General features: G+C 71.5%; 12 protein-coding genes. 10 read left to right on the top strand and 2 right to left on the bottom strand.

The features are described from left to right. Positions 1 to 2 precede the first annotated feature (2 nt). Complete coding sequence (locus tag ACZ5GP_RS24475) at positions 3 to 1,694, bottom strand: MFS transporter (RefSeq protein ID WP_468752844.1); 1,692 nt, start codon at positions 1,692 to 1,694, stop codon at positions 3 to 5. Positions 1,695 to 1,844: 150 nt separating this feature from the next. On the opposite strand from ACZ5GP_RS24475, the gene ACZ5GP_RS24470 reads away from it, so the two are divergent. Continuing rightward, positions 1,845 to 2,444 carry a TetR/AcrR family transcriptional regulator gene (locus tag ACZ5GP_RS24470; protein ID WP_468752843.1) on the top strand — a complete coding sequence of 200 codons (600 nt, stop codon included), beginning with the start codon at positions 1,845 to 1,847 and terminating at the stop codon, positions 2,442 to 2,444. 252 nt (positions 2,445 to 2,696) lie between these two features. After that, positions 2,697 to 3,098 carry a hypothetical protein gene (locus tag ACZ5GP_RS24465; protein WP_468752842.1) on the top strand — a complete coding sequence of 134 codons (402 nt, stop codon included), beginning with the start codon at positions 2,697 to 2,699 and terminating at the stop codon, positions 3,096 to 3,098. Between the two features lie 74 nt (positions 3,099 to 3,172). On the opposite strand, the gene ACZ5GP_RS24460 is transcribed toward ACZ5GP_RS24465, so the two are convergent. Beyond that, entirely contained in the window at positions 3,173 to 4,549 is a 1,377-nt protein-coding gene (locus tag ACZ5GP_RS24460) for a cation:dicarboxylate symporter family transporter (protein WP_468752883.1), read from the bottom strand. 188 nt (positions 4,550 to 4,737) lie between these two features. On the opposite strand from ACZ5GP_RS24460, the gene ACZ5GP_RS24455 reads away from it, so the two are divergent. The 8 genes from ACZ5GP_RS24455 (at position 4,738) to ACZ5GP_RS24420 (ending at position 15,073) form a co-directional block, all read left to right on the top strand. Then, on the top strand, positions 4,738 to 6,516 hold the full coding sequence (locus tag ACZ5GP_RS24455; protein WP_468752841.1) for a sensor histidine kinase: 1,779 nt from the start codon (positions 4,738 to 4,740) through the stop codon (positions 6,514 to 6,516). Then, complete coding sequence (locus ACZ5GP_RS24450) at positions 6,513 to 7,226, top strand: response regulator (protein WP_468752840.1); 714 nt, start codon at positions 6,513 to 6,515, stop codon at positions 7,224 to 7,226. The genes ACZ5GP_RS24455 and ACZ5GP_RS24450 overlap by 4 nt, the downstream gene beginning before the upstream one ends. Before the next feature lie 130 nt (positions 7,227 to 7,356). Continuing rightward, positions 7,357 to 8,721 (top strand): extracellular solute-binding protein, encoded by a 1,365-nt coding sequence (locus tag ACZ5GP_RS24445; RefSeq protein WP_468752839.1) that lies wholly within the window; start codon positions 7,357 to 7,359, stop codon positions 8,719 to 8,721. Between the two features lie 217 nt (positions 8,722 to 8,938). Continuing rightward, the gene (locus ACZ5GP_RS24440) at positions 8,939 to 9,892 is read left to right on the top strand and encodes a carbohydrate ABC transporter permease (protein WP_468752838.1); all 954 of its coding nucleotides are present in this window, start codon (positions 8,939 to 8,941) and stop codon (positions 9,890 to 9,892) included. After that, complete coding sequence (locus tag ACZ5GP_RS24435) at positions 9,893 to 10,747, top strand: carbohydrate ABC transporter permease (RefSeq protein WP_468752837.1); 855 nt, start codon at positions 9,893 to 9,895, stop codon at positions 10,745 to 10,747. Between the two features lie 144 nt (positions 10,748 to 10,891). Continuing rightward, positions 10,892 to 11,551, top strand: coding sequence for a hypothetical protein (locus ACZ5GP_RS24430; RefSeq protein ID WP_468752836.1), 660 nt, complete (start codon positions 10,892 to 10,894; stop codon positions 11,549 to 11,551). Then, a complete protein-coding gene (locus ACZ5GP_RS24425; RefSeq protein ID WP_468752835.1) occupies positions 11,539 to 12,570 on the top strand; it encodes a hypothetical protein in 1,032 nt (343 codons plus the stop codon). Before ACZ5GP_RS24430 ends, ACZ5GP_RS24425 begins: the two co-directional genes overlap by 13 nt. Before the next feature lie 46 nt (positions 12,571 to 12,616). Continuing rightward, positions 12,617 to 15,073, top strand: coding sequence for a protein kinase domain-containing protein (locus tag ACZ5GP_RS24420; protein WP_468752834.1), 2,457 nt, complete (start codon positions 12,617 to 12,619; stop codon positions 15,071 to 15,073). Positions 15,074 to 15,125: the final 52 nt, after the last annotated feature.

The following is a 15,125-nucleotide window of genomic DNA, read 5'->3' as shown; positions in this document are numbered from 1 at the left end:
CACTACTTCTTCGCGCCCGCCCCGGTGGTGGCGGGCTCGGCCGCCCCCTCGTCGGCCTGCGCCGACGCGTCCCGGTCCTTGCGCGGCAGCAGCACCGCCACGAGGACCGTGCCGACCCCGAGGATCACCGCGCCGACCATGCTGGTGTGCGCCACCGCGTCGGAGAACGCGGAGCCGACCGCGTCGGCCATCTTGTGCGCGCCCTGGGCCAGTTGCTCGGCCTGGCCCTTGAGCTGGGCCGCCTGCTGCTGGGAACCGGCGTGGGCCGCCCGCTCCGCCGTCGCGTGCGCCTTGTCGCCGATGCCCTGGGCGACCGCGTAGCCCGCGCCGACCGAGTCCTGGGCGGTCTCCAGCGTGCCGGCGGGCAGCTTGGTGCCGGACGCCGAGGCCGCGTCCTCCAGCTTGGCGGAGTACGAACTGGCCAGCACCGACCCGAGGATGGCGATGCCGAGCGAGCCACCCAGCTCCAGGGACGTGTCGTTGACCGCGCCGCCGACGCCCAGTTCGGCCTCGGGGAACGCACCCATGATCGCGTCGGTGCAGGGCGAGAGCGCGAGGCCGATGGCCAGACCGAGGACGATCAGCGGGGCCACGAAGTCCCCGTACGAGGACGTCGCGTCGACCCGGGTGAGCAGCGCGAGCGCCACCGTGCCCGCGACCATGCCCGCCGACACCGTGATCTTCATGCCGACGCGCGGGGTCAACAGGCCCGTGAGCGCCGAACCGACGAAGACCGCGCCGGCGAGCGGCAGCATGCGCACGCCGGTCTCCAGCGGGTTGTAGCCGAGCACGAACTGGAGGTGCTGCGTGAGGTAGTAGAAGGCGCCGAAGACCGCGAGGAAGAACAGCGCCACCGCGAGGTTCGAGCCGGCGAAGCGGCGGTCGAGGAAGCGGCGGACGTTCAGGATGGGGTGCGGGTGGCGCAGCTCCCAGGCGACGAAGGCCAGCAGGCCCACGCCCGCGACGACCGCCGCGGAGATCGCCTTGGCGTCCCAGCCGAAGTGCGGCCCCTGGATGATCATGTAGACGAGCGCGCCGGTCCACACGACGGAGAGCAGACCGCCGACGTAGTCGATGCGGTCGTGGTGGCCGGCCTTGGACGGCGGGATGAGCACGAAGGCGCCGACGATGGCGAGGGCGGCCACCGGCACGTTGATCAGGAAGGTCGAGGACCAGCCGTGGTCCTCCAGGAGCGCGCCCGCGACCAGCGGGCCCGCGGCGATCGCGAGGCCGGCGGTGGCGGTCCACAGCACGATGGCCTTGGCCCGCTCCCCCTTGGGGAAGGTCGCGGCGAGCAGCGACAGGGTGGCGGGCATGATCATGGCCGCGCCGAGCCCCATGACGGCACGGGCCGCGATGACCCCGCCGGAGCTGTCGACGAGCGAGCCCGCGACGGCTCCGCCGCCGAAGACGACGAGGCCGAGGACGAGCGCGCCGCGCCGGCTGTACTTGTCGCCGATGGCGCCGAGCAGCAGCATCAGCGCCGCGTACGGCACGGTGTAGCCGTCGATGACCCACTGGAGGTCGGAGCTGGAGAGGCCGAGGTCCTTGGTCATGTCGGGGGCGGCGACGGTCAGCGCCGTGTTCGCCATGACGATGATCAGCAGACTCAGGCAGAGCACCCCCAGTGCCCACCAGCGGCGCGCGTACGGCCCCTTCATCTCCTCGACCGGTTGCTTCATGACTAGAGCCACCGAAGTCTCACCCTTCCCTGCCGCTGTGCGTTCTTGCTTTCCGGTGACCTTGCACAGCACTGTGCAATTACACACCCATGTGCAATTTACGCCACTGCACACAGCTGTGCAAAACGGTCCCGGATCCGCCGTCGCCGGGTCGCGTGCAAAATGGAGCCCATGAGCCGAGCCGACGCCAACCGCCGCCGCATCCTGGAGGTCGCCCTCGCCGAGCTCCTCCGCGATCCGGACGCGTCCATGGACCAGATCGCGCGCGCCGCGGGCGTCGTGCGCAGGACCGTGTACGGGCACTTCCCCAGCCGGGAGGCCCTGGTCGGCGCGCTCATCGACGGCGCCGTCGAGGCGGTCGCCGCAGCCCACGCCTCCGGGCGGGCCCAGTCGGACGACCCCGCCGCGTCCCTCGCCCACTCCATGGTCGCCGTCTGGGAGATCGCCGACGGCTACCGCCTGCTGGTCGGCCTCGCCCAGCGCAGCGTGGCGATGGAGGGCATCCGGCAGCGGCTCGCCCCGGTCCGCAAGGAGTGCGTGAACGTCCTGCGGGCGGGCCTGTCGGACGGTTCCTTCGCCTCGTCCCTGCCGCCCGCCGCCCTCGCCTACGTCCACGAACAGCAGCTCTTCGGCCTGATGGAGGCCGTGAACGACGGCCTCCTCGACCCCGGGGACGCGGGCCGGGCCGCCGCGTCGACGGCCCTGCTCTCGGCGGGCGTCCCGGTGGAGCGCGCGCGGGAGATCATCGCGGGTCTGCCGTAGGCCCGGCCGCGGACCCCGTCGCCCGTGAGCCCGCCCTCCGAGCCCGAGCCCCGTCCCGGGCCCTGTCGCGGACTCCTGCCGGTGGAGCCCGCGTACCGCCCTCGTTGTACAACTGGCCCGGCTCCAACGCGGGTTGCACGGATACCTCAACCCGCTGCGGGACGCCCCGACCGCCCCCTTCGCCCTAGCGTCTCGGCACACACACCGCGGTTTCCGCGGGAGTGCCGATGACCGGAAAGGTGAAGTGGTCCCATGTCTCGTCTCTTCTCCACCCGCACCCGAGTGCACCGCACCGCCGTGGCGGCGGGCGCCCTGCTGGCCCTGACGACGGCGGTGGGCGCGGCCCAGGCGTCCCCCGCCGCCGACCACGGCCGGCTCGAAGCGGCCGCGGCCCCGGCGGACTGCCCGAAGTACTACTTCTGCGGCTACAAGGACGCGAACTTCAAGCGCCTGGCGTTCAAGTTCAAGGACTGCTACATGCAGGAGATCCCCGACGGGCTGAACAGCGGCGGCTCCTGGTACAACAACCAGTCCGCCGGCACCAAGGCGAAGATGTACAACAAGGCCAAGCAGCTCATCTACACCACGCCGGGCGCGCCCTCGAAGGACGCGTACGGCGACTGGGGTCCCGTCTGGTACGTGGACGCCTGCTAGCTCCCGGCACCGGGACACGCGTCACCGCCCGCCGGCCGCCCGCGTGACGGGCCGCCGGCGGGCGGGCGTCCCGGTCACACCGTCGCCGGCTCCTTGCCGCCCTCGCTCCGCCGCTCCGGCACCGAGGGTTCCGGCGACCGGGGGTCGGGGCGGTCGTGGTCGTCGTCCACCAACGTACGCTCGTCGAAGGGCAGTTGACCGGCGAGGACGGCCGTGACCCGCTCCTTGTCGACCTCCTTGGTCCACGTGCCGATCAGCAGCGTGGCCACCGCGTTGCCCGCGAAGTTGGTGAGGGCGCGGGCCTCGCTCATGAAGCGGTCGACGCCGATGATCAGGCCCACGCCGTCGACCAGGGCGGGCTTGTGCGACTGGAGGCCGCTCGCGAGGACCGCGATGCCCGAACCGGACACGCCCGCCGCGCCCTTGGACGCGATCATCATGAACAGCAGCAGCGAGATCTGCTCCCCGATGCCGAGCGGCTGGTCCATGGCGTCGGCGATGAAGAGGGAGGCCATGGTCAGGTAGATCATGGTGCCGTCGAGGTTGAAGGAGTAGCCGGTCGGGACGGTGATGCCGACGACCGGACGGCTGACCCCGAGGTGCTCCATCTTCGCGATGAGCCGCGGCAGCGCGGACTCCGAGGACGAGGTCGACAGGATCAGCAGGAACTCGCGGCCCAGGTACTTCAGGAGCTTGAAGAGGTTGACCCCGGCCACCACGCGCACCAGCGTGCCGAGGACGAGCACGATGAACAGGGCGCAGGTGACGTAGAACCCGACCATGATCGTGGCGAGCGCCTTGAGCGCGTCCACGCCGGTCTCACCGACGACGGCGGCCATCGCGCCGAACGCGCCGACGGGCGCGGCCCACATGATCATGCCGAGCACGCGGAAGACCAGCTTCTGGATGTGCTCGATGCCGCGCAGCACCGGCGCGCCCGAACGCCCCATGGCCTGCAGGGCGAAGCCCACGAGCAGCGCGACGAGCAGCGTCTGGAGCACCTCGCCCTGGGTGAAGGCGGAGACCAGGGTCTTGGGGATGATGCCGAGCGCGAAGTCGACGAGGCCCTTGTCCGCCTCGTCGGCCGCGCTGTGGCCGGCGCCCTTCACGGACTCGGTGAGGTCCATGCCCGAGCCCGGGTGGAGGATGTTGCCGACGACGAGGCCGATGGCGAGCGCCACGACCGACATGGCGAGGAAGTACGCGAGGGCGAGCCCGCCCACCTTGCCGACCTTGGCGGCCTTGCGGACCGAGCCGACGCCGAGCACGATCGTGCAGAAGATGATCGGCGAGATCATCATCTTGATCAGGTTCACGAAGCCGGCGCCGACCGGCTTCAGCTCTTTGGCGAAGTCCGGCCAGATGAAGCCGACGGCGATGCCGAGCAGCACGGCGCCGATGACGGCGATGTAGAGGTAGTGCGTGCGGTCCCGCCGGGCGGCGGGTGCCATGTGCGGGTCGGCCGTGCTGGTCACGGGGCCCTCCTTGAACGACGACGTCGGCGTTGTGGTGCCCACAGTGCGTGCGGCTCACGTCCTGGGATCCCGGCGACTATCTCCCGGCCTGTGAGGGCGGTCACCCTTGCGTTCATTTAGTTCGCACTTATACGACGACTGGTGCGACGAGGCAGACTGGCACCATGCCCCGCACTCGCCCACCCCGTCGGCGCCGCCTGCCGCGCAGCCTGGCGGGCCAGCTCTTCGCGATGCAGATCGTGCTGGTCACGGCCGTGGTCGCCGGGTGCGCGCTCTTCACCTATCTGAGCGACAAGCGCCAGGCGGAGGACGCGGCGCGCCACCAGGCGACCGCGGCGGCCCGGGCGGTCGCGGACTCCCCATCGGTACGAGAGGCCATACGCGACGACGACCCCTCGACGCGGCTCCAGCCGTACGCGAGCCGGGTGCAGCGGCACACCGACGTCGACTTCGTGACGATCATGGATCCGCACGGCATCCGCTGGACGCACCCCGACGAGCGGCGCATCGGCGAACGTTTCCTCGGCCACACGGCGCGGGCACTGCGCGGCGAGACCTTCGCGGAGACCTACACCGGCACCCTCGGCCCCTCCGTGCGGGTGGTCACGCCGATCCGGGCGGGCGAGGCGGGCGACGGCCGCGTCATCGGCCTGGTCTCCGCGGGCATCACCATCGAGGAGATCACCGCGAAGGCACGCGGTCAGCTCCTCGCGCTGCTCGGTGTCGCGGCGGCCGCGCTCGTCCTGGGCGGCATCGGCACGTACGTCGTCAACGCGCGCCTGCGCCGCAGCACGCACGGCATGAACGCGGCCGAGCTGAGCCGTATGCACGACTACCACGAGGCGGCGCTGCACGCGGTGCGCGAGGGGTTGCTGATGCTCGACGGGCAGCGGCGCATCGCGCTGATCAACGACGCCGGCCGGGAGCTGCTCGGCGTCCCCGGCGACACCGTGGGCCGCAACGTCGCCGAGCTGGGGCTGCCCGCGCCCCTCACGGGAGCGCTGCTGGCCTCCGAGCCCCGGGTGGACGAGCTGCATCTGACCGCCGACCGCGTGGTGGTCGTCAACACCTCCCCCGTCTCGGGCGGCGAGCGCAGGGGCACGGTCGTCACTTTGCGCGACCACACGGAACTCCAGGCGCTCACCGGCGAGTTGGACTCGGAGCGCGGCTTCACGCGGGCGCTGCGCTCGCAGGCCCACGAGGCGGCGAACCGGCTGCACACCGTCGTCTCCCTCATCGAGCTGGGCCGCGCCGAGGAGGCCGTCGACTTCGCCACCGCCGAGCTGGAACTGGCGCAGGCGCTGACCGACCAGGTGGTGGCCGCCGTCAGCGAGCCGGTCCTCGCGGCCCTGCTCCTCGGCAAGGCGGCGCAGGCCAACGAGCACGGCGTGGAACTGGTCGTCTCCGCCGACAGCAGCATCGACGACGGCATGCTCCCGGCGTCCCTGTCCTCCCGCGACCTGGTGACGGTCCTCGGCAACCTCATCGACAACGCGGTCGACGCGGCGCAGGGCTCCCCGGCCGCCCGGGTCACGGTGACGGCACGCGCCGACGGAACGGGCCTCCTGCTGCGCGTCTCGGACACGGGCCCCGGCGTCGACCCCGCCCTGCGGGAGGCGGTCTTCGAGCGGGGCTGGTCGACCAAGGCGGCGACGGGCCGCGGCCTCGGCCTCGCCCTGGTCCACCAGACGGTGACACGCAACGGCGGCACGCTGGCGCTGCGGGGTTCCGCGGAGGGCGGCGCCGAGTTCGAGGTGACGCTCACGCTCGGGGCGGACGTGCGGTCCGGGGCGGCCGTGACCACTGGGGCTGCCGTGCCTGCCGTGCCTGCCGGGGCCGCTGGGGCCGCTGGGGCCACCGTGCCTGCGGTGCCTGCCCGGGCCGCTGGGGCCGCCGTGCCGCCCGGGGTCGAGCCCGGCAGCAAGGGAGGTGCGGGCCGGTGATCCGCGTACTCGTGGTCGAGGACGACCCCGTCGCGGCCGACGCCCACGTCCTCTACGTCAACCGCGTGCCCGGCTTCGAGGCCGTCGCGAGGCCCGCCCACTCCGCCGCCGAGGCCCGCCGCGTCCTCGACCGCACCCCCGTCGACCTGATCCTTCTGGACCTGCACCTGCCCGACGGGCACGGCCTCCAACTGGCCCGCTCCCTGCGCGCCTCCGGGCACCCCGCGGACGTGATCGCGGTGACCTCGGCCCGCGATCTCGCCGTGGTCCGCGAGGGCGTGTCCCTCGGCGTCGTCCAGTACGTCCTGAAGCCGTTCACCTTCGCCACCCTCCGCGACCGCCTCACCCGGTACGCGGAGTTCCGCACGGCCGCCGCCGAGGGCGAGGCGACCGGTCAGGACGAGGTGGACCGCGCACTCGCCACACTGCGCGCCCCGGGCCCGGCCGCACTGCCGAAGGGCCTCAGCGGACCCACCCTGGAACGCGTCATACGCACCCTGCGGGCCGCCCCCGAGGGCCTGACCGCCACCGCGGCCGCCCAGGCGGCGGGCCTGTCCCGCATCACCGCGCGGCGCTACCTGGAACACCTGGTCGACACCGCCCGCGCGGACCGCAGCCCGCAGTACGGCCATGTCGGGCGCCCGGAGCTGGTGTACCGGTGGCTCACCGCGGCGGAGGGTCCTCCCGCTCCGGGCGCGCCGCCGGCGTAGTCCTATAACAACGTTGTCACGCGGATGACGGGCGCCAACACCCATCCGTGGCACGGGCATTGACCTTGCTCCGAGCGCGCCCTTACGTTCACCGGGCAGCTCCGCGTTGCACCCCGCGCTGTAGGAGGTCGTGCCCGTGCGTCCCACCACCATCCCGCTGCTGCTCACCGCCACCGCCCTGCTGGCCGCCGGCACCCTCACCGCGTGCGGCGGCAGCGACGACGACCCCGACACGGTGAAGGTCTCGTACAAGCAGTCCACGGACAACGAGATCCGGGTCATGGACACGTTCCTGACGGACGTCAAGAAGCAGTTCGAGAAGGCGAACCCCGGCAAGAAGGTCGAACTGGTGCCGATCAAGGCGCCGGACTCGGAGTACTACACGAAGCTCCAGCAGATGCTGCGCTCCCCCAAGACCGCGCCCGACCTGGTGTACGAGGACACGTTCCTCATCAACTCCGACATCACGAGCGGGTACTTGAAGCCGCTGGACCCCTATCTCGACAAGTGGGACGGCTGGGACCAGTTCATCGACACGGCCAAGGCGGCGGCGAAGGCGGCCGACGGGAAGACGTACGGCGTGCCGGACGGCACGGACACGCGTGGGCTGTGGTTCAGCAGGGCGATCTTCAAGAAGGCGGGACTGCCGCAAGACTGGCGGCCGAAGAACTGGGAGGAGGTCCTCGACGCGGCCCGCACGATCAAGAAGAAGGTCCCGGGCGTCACCCCTTTGAACGTCTACACCGGAAAACCGGTCGGCGAGGCGGCGACCATGCAGGGTTTCCAGATGCTCGCCTACGGGACGGGCGAGGACCCGCTGTACGACCCGAAGGCGAAGAAGTGGGTCACCGGCGGCAAGGGCTTCAAGGACTCCCTGAAGTTCGTGGAGACGGTCTACGACGAGAAGCTCGGCCCCGACGTCTCCGACGCCCTCGACCCCAACTTCGCGACGCGCGTCCGCGGTGAGCTGCTGCCCGAGGGCAAGCTGGGCATCGCCCTCGACGGCTCGTGGCTGCCGCAGGACTGGGGCAAGGGTGCGGGGCACGAGTGGCCCGAGTGGTCACGGGAGCTGGGCCTGGCCGCCATGCCGACGCAGCACGGCCAGGCTCCCGGCAAGGTGAGCATGTCCGGCGGCTGGACCTGGGCCATCCCGGCCAAGGCGGGCAACCCCGACCTGGCCTTCGAGTTCATCGAGACGATGCAGACCAAGGCCAACGCCAAGAAGTGGTACGTCGCCAACTCGGGCATCGCGGTCCGCAAGGACGTCGCGGACGACCCCTCGTACGTGAAGGCGCAGCCCGGCATCAAGTTCTTCACCGACCTGGTCGCCACGACGCACTACCGGCCCGCGTATCCCGCGTACCCGAAGGTCTCGACCGCGATCCAGGAGGCGATGGAGTCGGTGACGACGGGCGACAGCTCGGTGGAGGAGGCGGCGAACGGCTACGACGAGGAGGTCGAGTCGGCGACGGACGGCGAGGTCATCGAGAAGTAGCGCCGCCCGGCCGCCGGGCCGGTAGCGCCGGTAGCGCCGGTAGCGCCGGTAGCGCCGGTAGCGCCGGTGCAGAGAACCGCGCCGCCCGCCCCGGCGAACGGGTCACCGGTACCGGGACCGCACGCCACGCGTACCGAGACCGCACCGCGACCGACCGCACCCCGACCGCACGCACCGCGACCGCACGCCACCGGTACCAGAGAGCGAGTGCCCGTACATGATCACCGTGCCCCCCGCTCCTCCCGGTGGCGTCGCCAAGACGGCGCCGGGGCCGGACGTACCACCGCCGCCCGCCCGCCGCGCAGGCGCCCGTGCCCGGCGGGGCCTGCTCAGGGCCCTGCCCGTCTCCCCCGCCGTCGTCCTGCTCGCCCTGTTCCTCGCGGGGCCGATCGCCTACTGCGCGTACATCGCCTTCACCGACCTCCAGCTGACCGGCCAGGCCGAGTCGAGCTTCGTGGGGTTCGACAACTTCCGGGAGGCGTTCGGCGACGAACGGTTCCTCAACGCGGTCTGGCTCACCCTCGTCTTCACGGTCCTGTCCTCCCTCATCGGCCAGAACATGCTGGGCCTGGCCCTCGCCTCCCTCATGCAGCGCGCGTCGAAGCCGGTCCGCACCCTCACGGGCGCGATCGTCGTCACGGCCTGGGTGCTGCCGGAGGTCGTCGCGGGCTTCCTCCTCTACGCCTTCTTCCGCCGCGAGGGCACCCTCAACGCCGTCCTGGAATTCCTGCGTCTCCCCTCCCAGAACTGGCTGTTCACCCTGCCGATCCTCGCCGTCTCGTTCGCGAACGTATGGCGCGGGACGGCCTTCTCCATGCTGGTCTACTCCGCCGCCCTCAACGAGATCCCCCAGGAGATCACCGAGGCCGCGCAGATGGACGGCGCGAGCGGCTGGCGCCGCATGTGGCACATCACGCTGCCGATGATCCGCCGCTCGATCGGCACGAACCTCATGCTCAACACCCTCCAGACGCTCTCCGTGTTCGGCCTGATCTGGGTGATGACGCGCGGCGGCCCGGGAAACCGCAGCCAGACCCTGCCGCTGTTCATGTACGAGCAGGCCTTCCAGAAGAGCATGATCGGCTACGGCACGGCGGTGGCCCTGCTCCTGCTCCTGGTCGGCTCGCTGTTCTCCCTCGTCTATATGCGCCTGTTGCGTACGGAGGTCTGAGTGACCCTCACCAAGCGTGCGAGCACCACGCGCTCCCGGCGCCGGAAACACCGTCTCGCGGCCGACGCGGGCCTGCTCGTCGTGGTGGCGGCGTTCGTGCTGCCCCTCGCCTGGGTGGTCCTGTCCTCCTTCGACCCGGAGGCGGACCTGCGGGTGCGGCTCCCCGACGGCCTCACCCTGGACAACTACGACAAGGTCCTCACCCCGGAGATCACCTTCACCCCGCTGCTCAACAGCCTGCTGCTGTGCGGCGGCGGCACCCTGCTCACGGTGGTCTGCGCGGCCCTCGCCGCCTATCCGCTCTCGCGCTACCGGTCCCGCCTGAACCGCCCCTTCATGCTGACGGTCCTCTTCGCGACGAGCCTGCCGATCACCGCGATCATGGTCCCGGTGTACGCGCTGTTCGTCCAGGTCGACCTGATCGACACGACGCAGGGCACGATCTTCTTCTTCGCCGCGTCCCAACTCCCCTTCGCCATCTGGCTGATGAAGAACTTCATGGACGGTGTCCCCAAGGAGCTGGAGGAGGCTGCGTGGACGGACGGCGCGTCGTCCCTCCAGTCCCTGCTGCGGATCGTCCTCCCCCTGATGGGCCCCGGGGTGGCGGTCGTGACGGTCTTCTCGTTCGTCATGATGTGGGGCAACTTCTTCGTCCCCTTCATGCTCCTGCTCACCCCCGAGCAGATGCCGGCGTCGGTCAGCATCAACGACTTCTTCGGCAACAAGGGGACGGTCGTCTACGGCCAGCTGGCCGCGTTCTCCGTCCTCTACTCGACCCCGGTGATCCTCCTGTACGTCCTCGTCTCCCGACGCCTGGGCGGGGGCTTCGCGCTGGGCGGGGCGGTGAAGGGCTGAGGGCGGGCACAGAACTGTGACATCCCTTCGCTCCGATACGTCCCTCGCGCCCCATTCGTGACGGCACATCTCCCTGGTATCGGGCCCCGCCTCGCACTAGCGTGCTGAGCCCGCGCCCCCTCCCCCACCTGCCAGGAGCCGACAGTGAACCGCCCCTTCCGCCTCGCGACGGCCACGCTCACCGCGACCGCGGCCCTGCTGCTGACGTCCTGCGGCAGCGACGAGAAGCCCTCCGGGGACGATGACAAGATCGCCGGGGCGGAGCAGGGGGGCGAGAAGAAGTCCGCACCCCCGAGCGAGCCCGCGGACGCGGCGGCGAAGCGGCCGGAGATCGAGCTGCCCGCGGATCTGACGTACGAGTTCGAGTGGGCCAGGACGGGCGACAAGAACAAGGACGCGGTGCTGGCCGACACCGAGCAGTACGTGAAGGCCGTGGACATGGCCATCGCCGAGCAGGACCCGCTGCACAAGGCCTACCGCTTCTACTCCGAGGGCGACGCGGCGGCCGGCAGCCAGAAGTTCGTGGAGGAGTACGTCGAGTACAAGGACCGGATCACCGGCGTCAAGCGTTTCTACAACGCGCGGGTGGACGTGACGGGCAGCAGGACGGCGGGCCTCGTCTACTGCGAGGACCAGCGCAAGGCGCACAACAAGAGCCTCAAGACGGGGAAGACCGCCAAGGCAGCCGCGCCTTCCAAGGACGACTTCGTGCTCTACAGCAGCCGACTGCACAAGAACGATCAGGGCGTCTGGATCACCGAGACGACCACATCCGACCGGGGGAACGCCACATGCCAGCCGTGAGAAGGACACCGCTCATAGCCGCCGGGGCCATGGTGCTGGCCGCGGCGCTGCTCCTGCCGGGACCCGCGTCAGCGCGCACGGGCCACGGCGGCACCACCAACGGCAGTGCCCAGGGCCCCAGCGAGGACGGTGGTGACGGCTCACTGACGGCCACCGCCGGCGGCATCAGTTACGACGAGTCCAAGAACGGTTCCGGACCCAGGTCCGGAACCATCGTCCCGACGGGCGACTACAGCCCGCCCCCCTGCTGGTACGGGCCGGCCTACACACCCGCGCAGTTCAAGAAGGAACGCGAGGCCGTCTGGGCGGTGGACTCCACGGGCCACTCGTGGGACCTGGAGCAGCGCAAGCGGTACGTCGAGGGCGGGCCGTACAAGAACTTCAACCTCGACAAGGCCGGCAAGGGCTACTGGTGGACGGGCTTCCCCAACAAGACGTACCCGCCCGGCTGGGACAAGTGCAACAAGGAGACCTTCTGGGTCGACGAGAACGAGCCGCCCCCCGCCGGCCTCCCCACCATCGACCCGGAGCTCCTGGCGAAGCTGGCGTACGCGAGGATCCGCGTCCCCGGCACCAAGGTGTCCCTGGCCCCGGAGGCCGGGACGAAGGTGAACCTGCCGACGTGGGCGTGGCTGGACGGCACCGAGTTCAAGCCGGTGTCGGTGACGGCCCGGGTCCAGGTTCTCGACATCCACGCCACGACCACCGCCGAACCCGTCTCCCTCAGGATCGACCCCGGCACACCGGACGCCGAGACCTATCCCGCGTCCGGTGTCTGTGACCTCGTGGGCGACAGGATCGGCACCCCGTACGCCAAGGGCAGGGCCAAGGAGACCCCGCCCTGCGGCGTGAAGTACCTGCGGTCGTCGGGAGACGGTTCGTACCCGTTGAAGGCGACGGTCACCTGGAAGATCCACTGGACAGGGACGGGCGTGAACGGTGAACGCGACTTGCCGGACGGTGAGTTCGGCGCGGAGCAGGACGTGGTCGTCCAGGAGATCCAGTCGATCAACCGGTAGGGGGAACCGCCGCCGTTAGGATCATCGGCGTCGAAGGGGGAACGCCGTGCGGGGACGGTTGCTGAACGGCCGGTACGAGCTGCTCGCGCCGATCGGCGCGGGCGGCATGGGCCAGGTCTGGCGGGCCCGGGACCGGAGCCTGAACCGCGAGGTGGCGGTCAAGCTCCTCGTGCCGTCCGCGTCGGCGGACGAGGGCGAGCGGGCGCAGCTCCTGGCCCGTTTCCGCCAGGAGGCCCGCGCCGCCGCCGCCCTGGACAGCCCGTACATCGTCGCCGTGCACGACCACGGTGCGGACAGCGACGGCACCCCGTACCTGGTGATGGCCCTCGTGCAGGGCCGCTCGCTCGACCAAATCCTGCGCGAACGCGTGCGCGTACCTGTGGCGGAGGCGCTGCGCTGGGCGGCGGACGTCTGCCGCGCCCTGGACGTGGCGCACACGGCGGGCGTCGTGCACCGCGACATCAAGCCGGGCAATGTGATGGTCGCGCGGGACGGCACGGCGAAGGTCGTGGACTTCGGCATCGCGACGTTCGTCGAGCGGGCGGCGGGCGACTCGCGCCTGACGCACACGGGGCAGCTGCCGTTCGGCAGCGTGCCGTACCTGGCGCCGGAACGGTTCCGCCAGGAGGCGGGCGACGGCCGCACCGACCTGTACGCGCTCGGCTGCGTGCTCTACGAACTCCTCGTCGGCAGGCCCCCGTTCACCGGTACGGCGGCCGGTGTGATGTACCACCACGTCAACGACGCGCCGCCGCGTCCGAGCGCGGCGCGCCGCGAGGTGACGCGGCCCGTGGAGCGCCTCGTCCTCGACCTCCTCGCCAAGGACCCCGATGACCGCCCGGCGGACGCGGCGACGACGCTCGACCGGATCCTGACGGCCGCGCGGTCGCTGCCGCCGGACGCGGAGGCGGCCTTCGAGAAGGCACCGGCACCGGAGAGCGGCCCGGAGGCCGCCGCGTCGCCCGATCACACCGACGCGGCGCCATCCGGCCTGGTGCCGTTCGACGAGGCCTCGTCATCCACCGCTGACGCGCGGCCGCAGACCCCGGACGCCGCCGAAGGCGGGCCCTTCACACCCTCGGACTCGGCCCCGACGTCGTCCTCGTCCCGAACCCCGACCGTCCGGGTCCAGGACCTGGGCCCGCGACCGGCGGCGCCGCCCTCACTCGCGACCGCGCACACCCGGCCCGCACTCCCTCGCGCGCAGCGGTCCGCTTCCCTCGGGAAGACCTCCGCCCCGCTCGGGCAGACCACCGTCCCCCTCGCGCCCGGCCCCGGCCGCCGCTCCCGCAGGCGCCTGCTGCTCACCGCGGCCCTGATCCTCGCGGTCGGCATCCCGGTGGGGTTGGGCGTGCAGGCCCTCACCGCAGCGGACGCCGGTTCGACGTCGGGGACGCCGTCGGGCGCCGACGGCAAAGAGGCGGTCCTTGAGATCGGCGTCGCCCACAGCTACCGGCACGTGGGCAACTCCCGGGGGACGGACGCCCACCCGGGCCCGGACCCGGACTCGTACGAGAAGTCGGAGCTGGACGCCTTCAGGACCCAGCAGTTGCGCACGGTCGAGTCAGCCCTCACCGAGACGCTCGGCACCAAGGAGACCGCGCGCTTCCGCGTCGTGCCGGTGACGGCGGACCCGGACACCACCTCGCGCGAGCTGCTGGCCGACCACCCGGGCATGCTCGCCGTCGTCGGCGACACCGCGGACTTCTCCTGGGTGCACGACATGGACGAGGCGTTCCTGCCGGAGATCAGCACGTGTGCGGAGTACGCCCATGCCGACGGGGCGTTCGCGATCCCGGCGGACGAGGCCCGCCAGGGCGAGGCGATGGCCCGCTACCTGCGCTCGGAGACGGCGGTGCGCCGGGTGCTCGTGGCGCAGGACAAGCTGTGGGCGGAGCGCAAGGACGGCATCGGCACCGCGCTGCGCGGGGGCGGGCTCACCACGAAGGCGCTGGACGTCGAGCCCGGCAAGGTGCAGGCGGCGCAGATCCCCTCCGTGGTCGCGGCGGCCCGGGCGGACGCGGTCGTGGTGCCCACCGGTACGCGGGCCGACGTCTGGGCCAAGGCGCTGCGGGCCGACGGCTTCAAGGGACCCGTCCTCACGCAGGCCGACCCGGAAGGCACCTGCGCCGACTCCGAGGACCGTGCCAGGGCAACGGCGCGGGACAAGAACGTCCCCGCCGGCGTCCTGCGCACCCGCAACTACACGGGCGAACCGGACGACAACCTCCCCGCGCGGGGCAACCAGGAACTGTACGACGGCGCCACGGCGCTGGCCGCCGCCCTCGGAAAGCTCCCGCCCACCAGCGCCTCGGCCACCTCGCTGCGCCACACCCTGGACCGCGAGATCCAGCACGTCTCCGTGAACGGTGTCCTCGACGACATCTCCTTCGAAAAGCGCCGCTCGGCACGGCAGCGCCCGGTGTGGTTCGACCGCCGCGAGGGAGCCGGGTGGACCGAAGTCGGCAAGGTGGACGCGGGCTTCGAACCGACGCGCCGGTGACCGTGCCCGCACGGCGCCCTTGCCCCGAGCTTCACGACCGCACTCGCATTCG

The organism is Streptomyces sp. NPDC031466 (genome assembly GCF_055581265.1).
The sequence above is the reverse complement of the archived record's forward strand: the minus strand, read 5'-3'. Positions and strand labels throughout refer to the sequence as shown.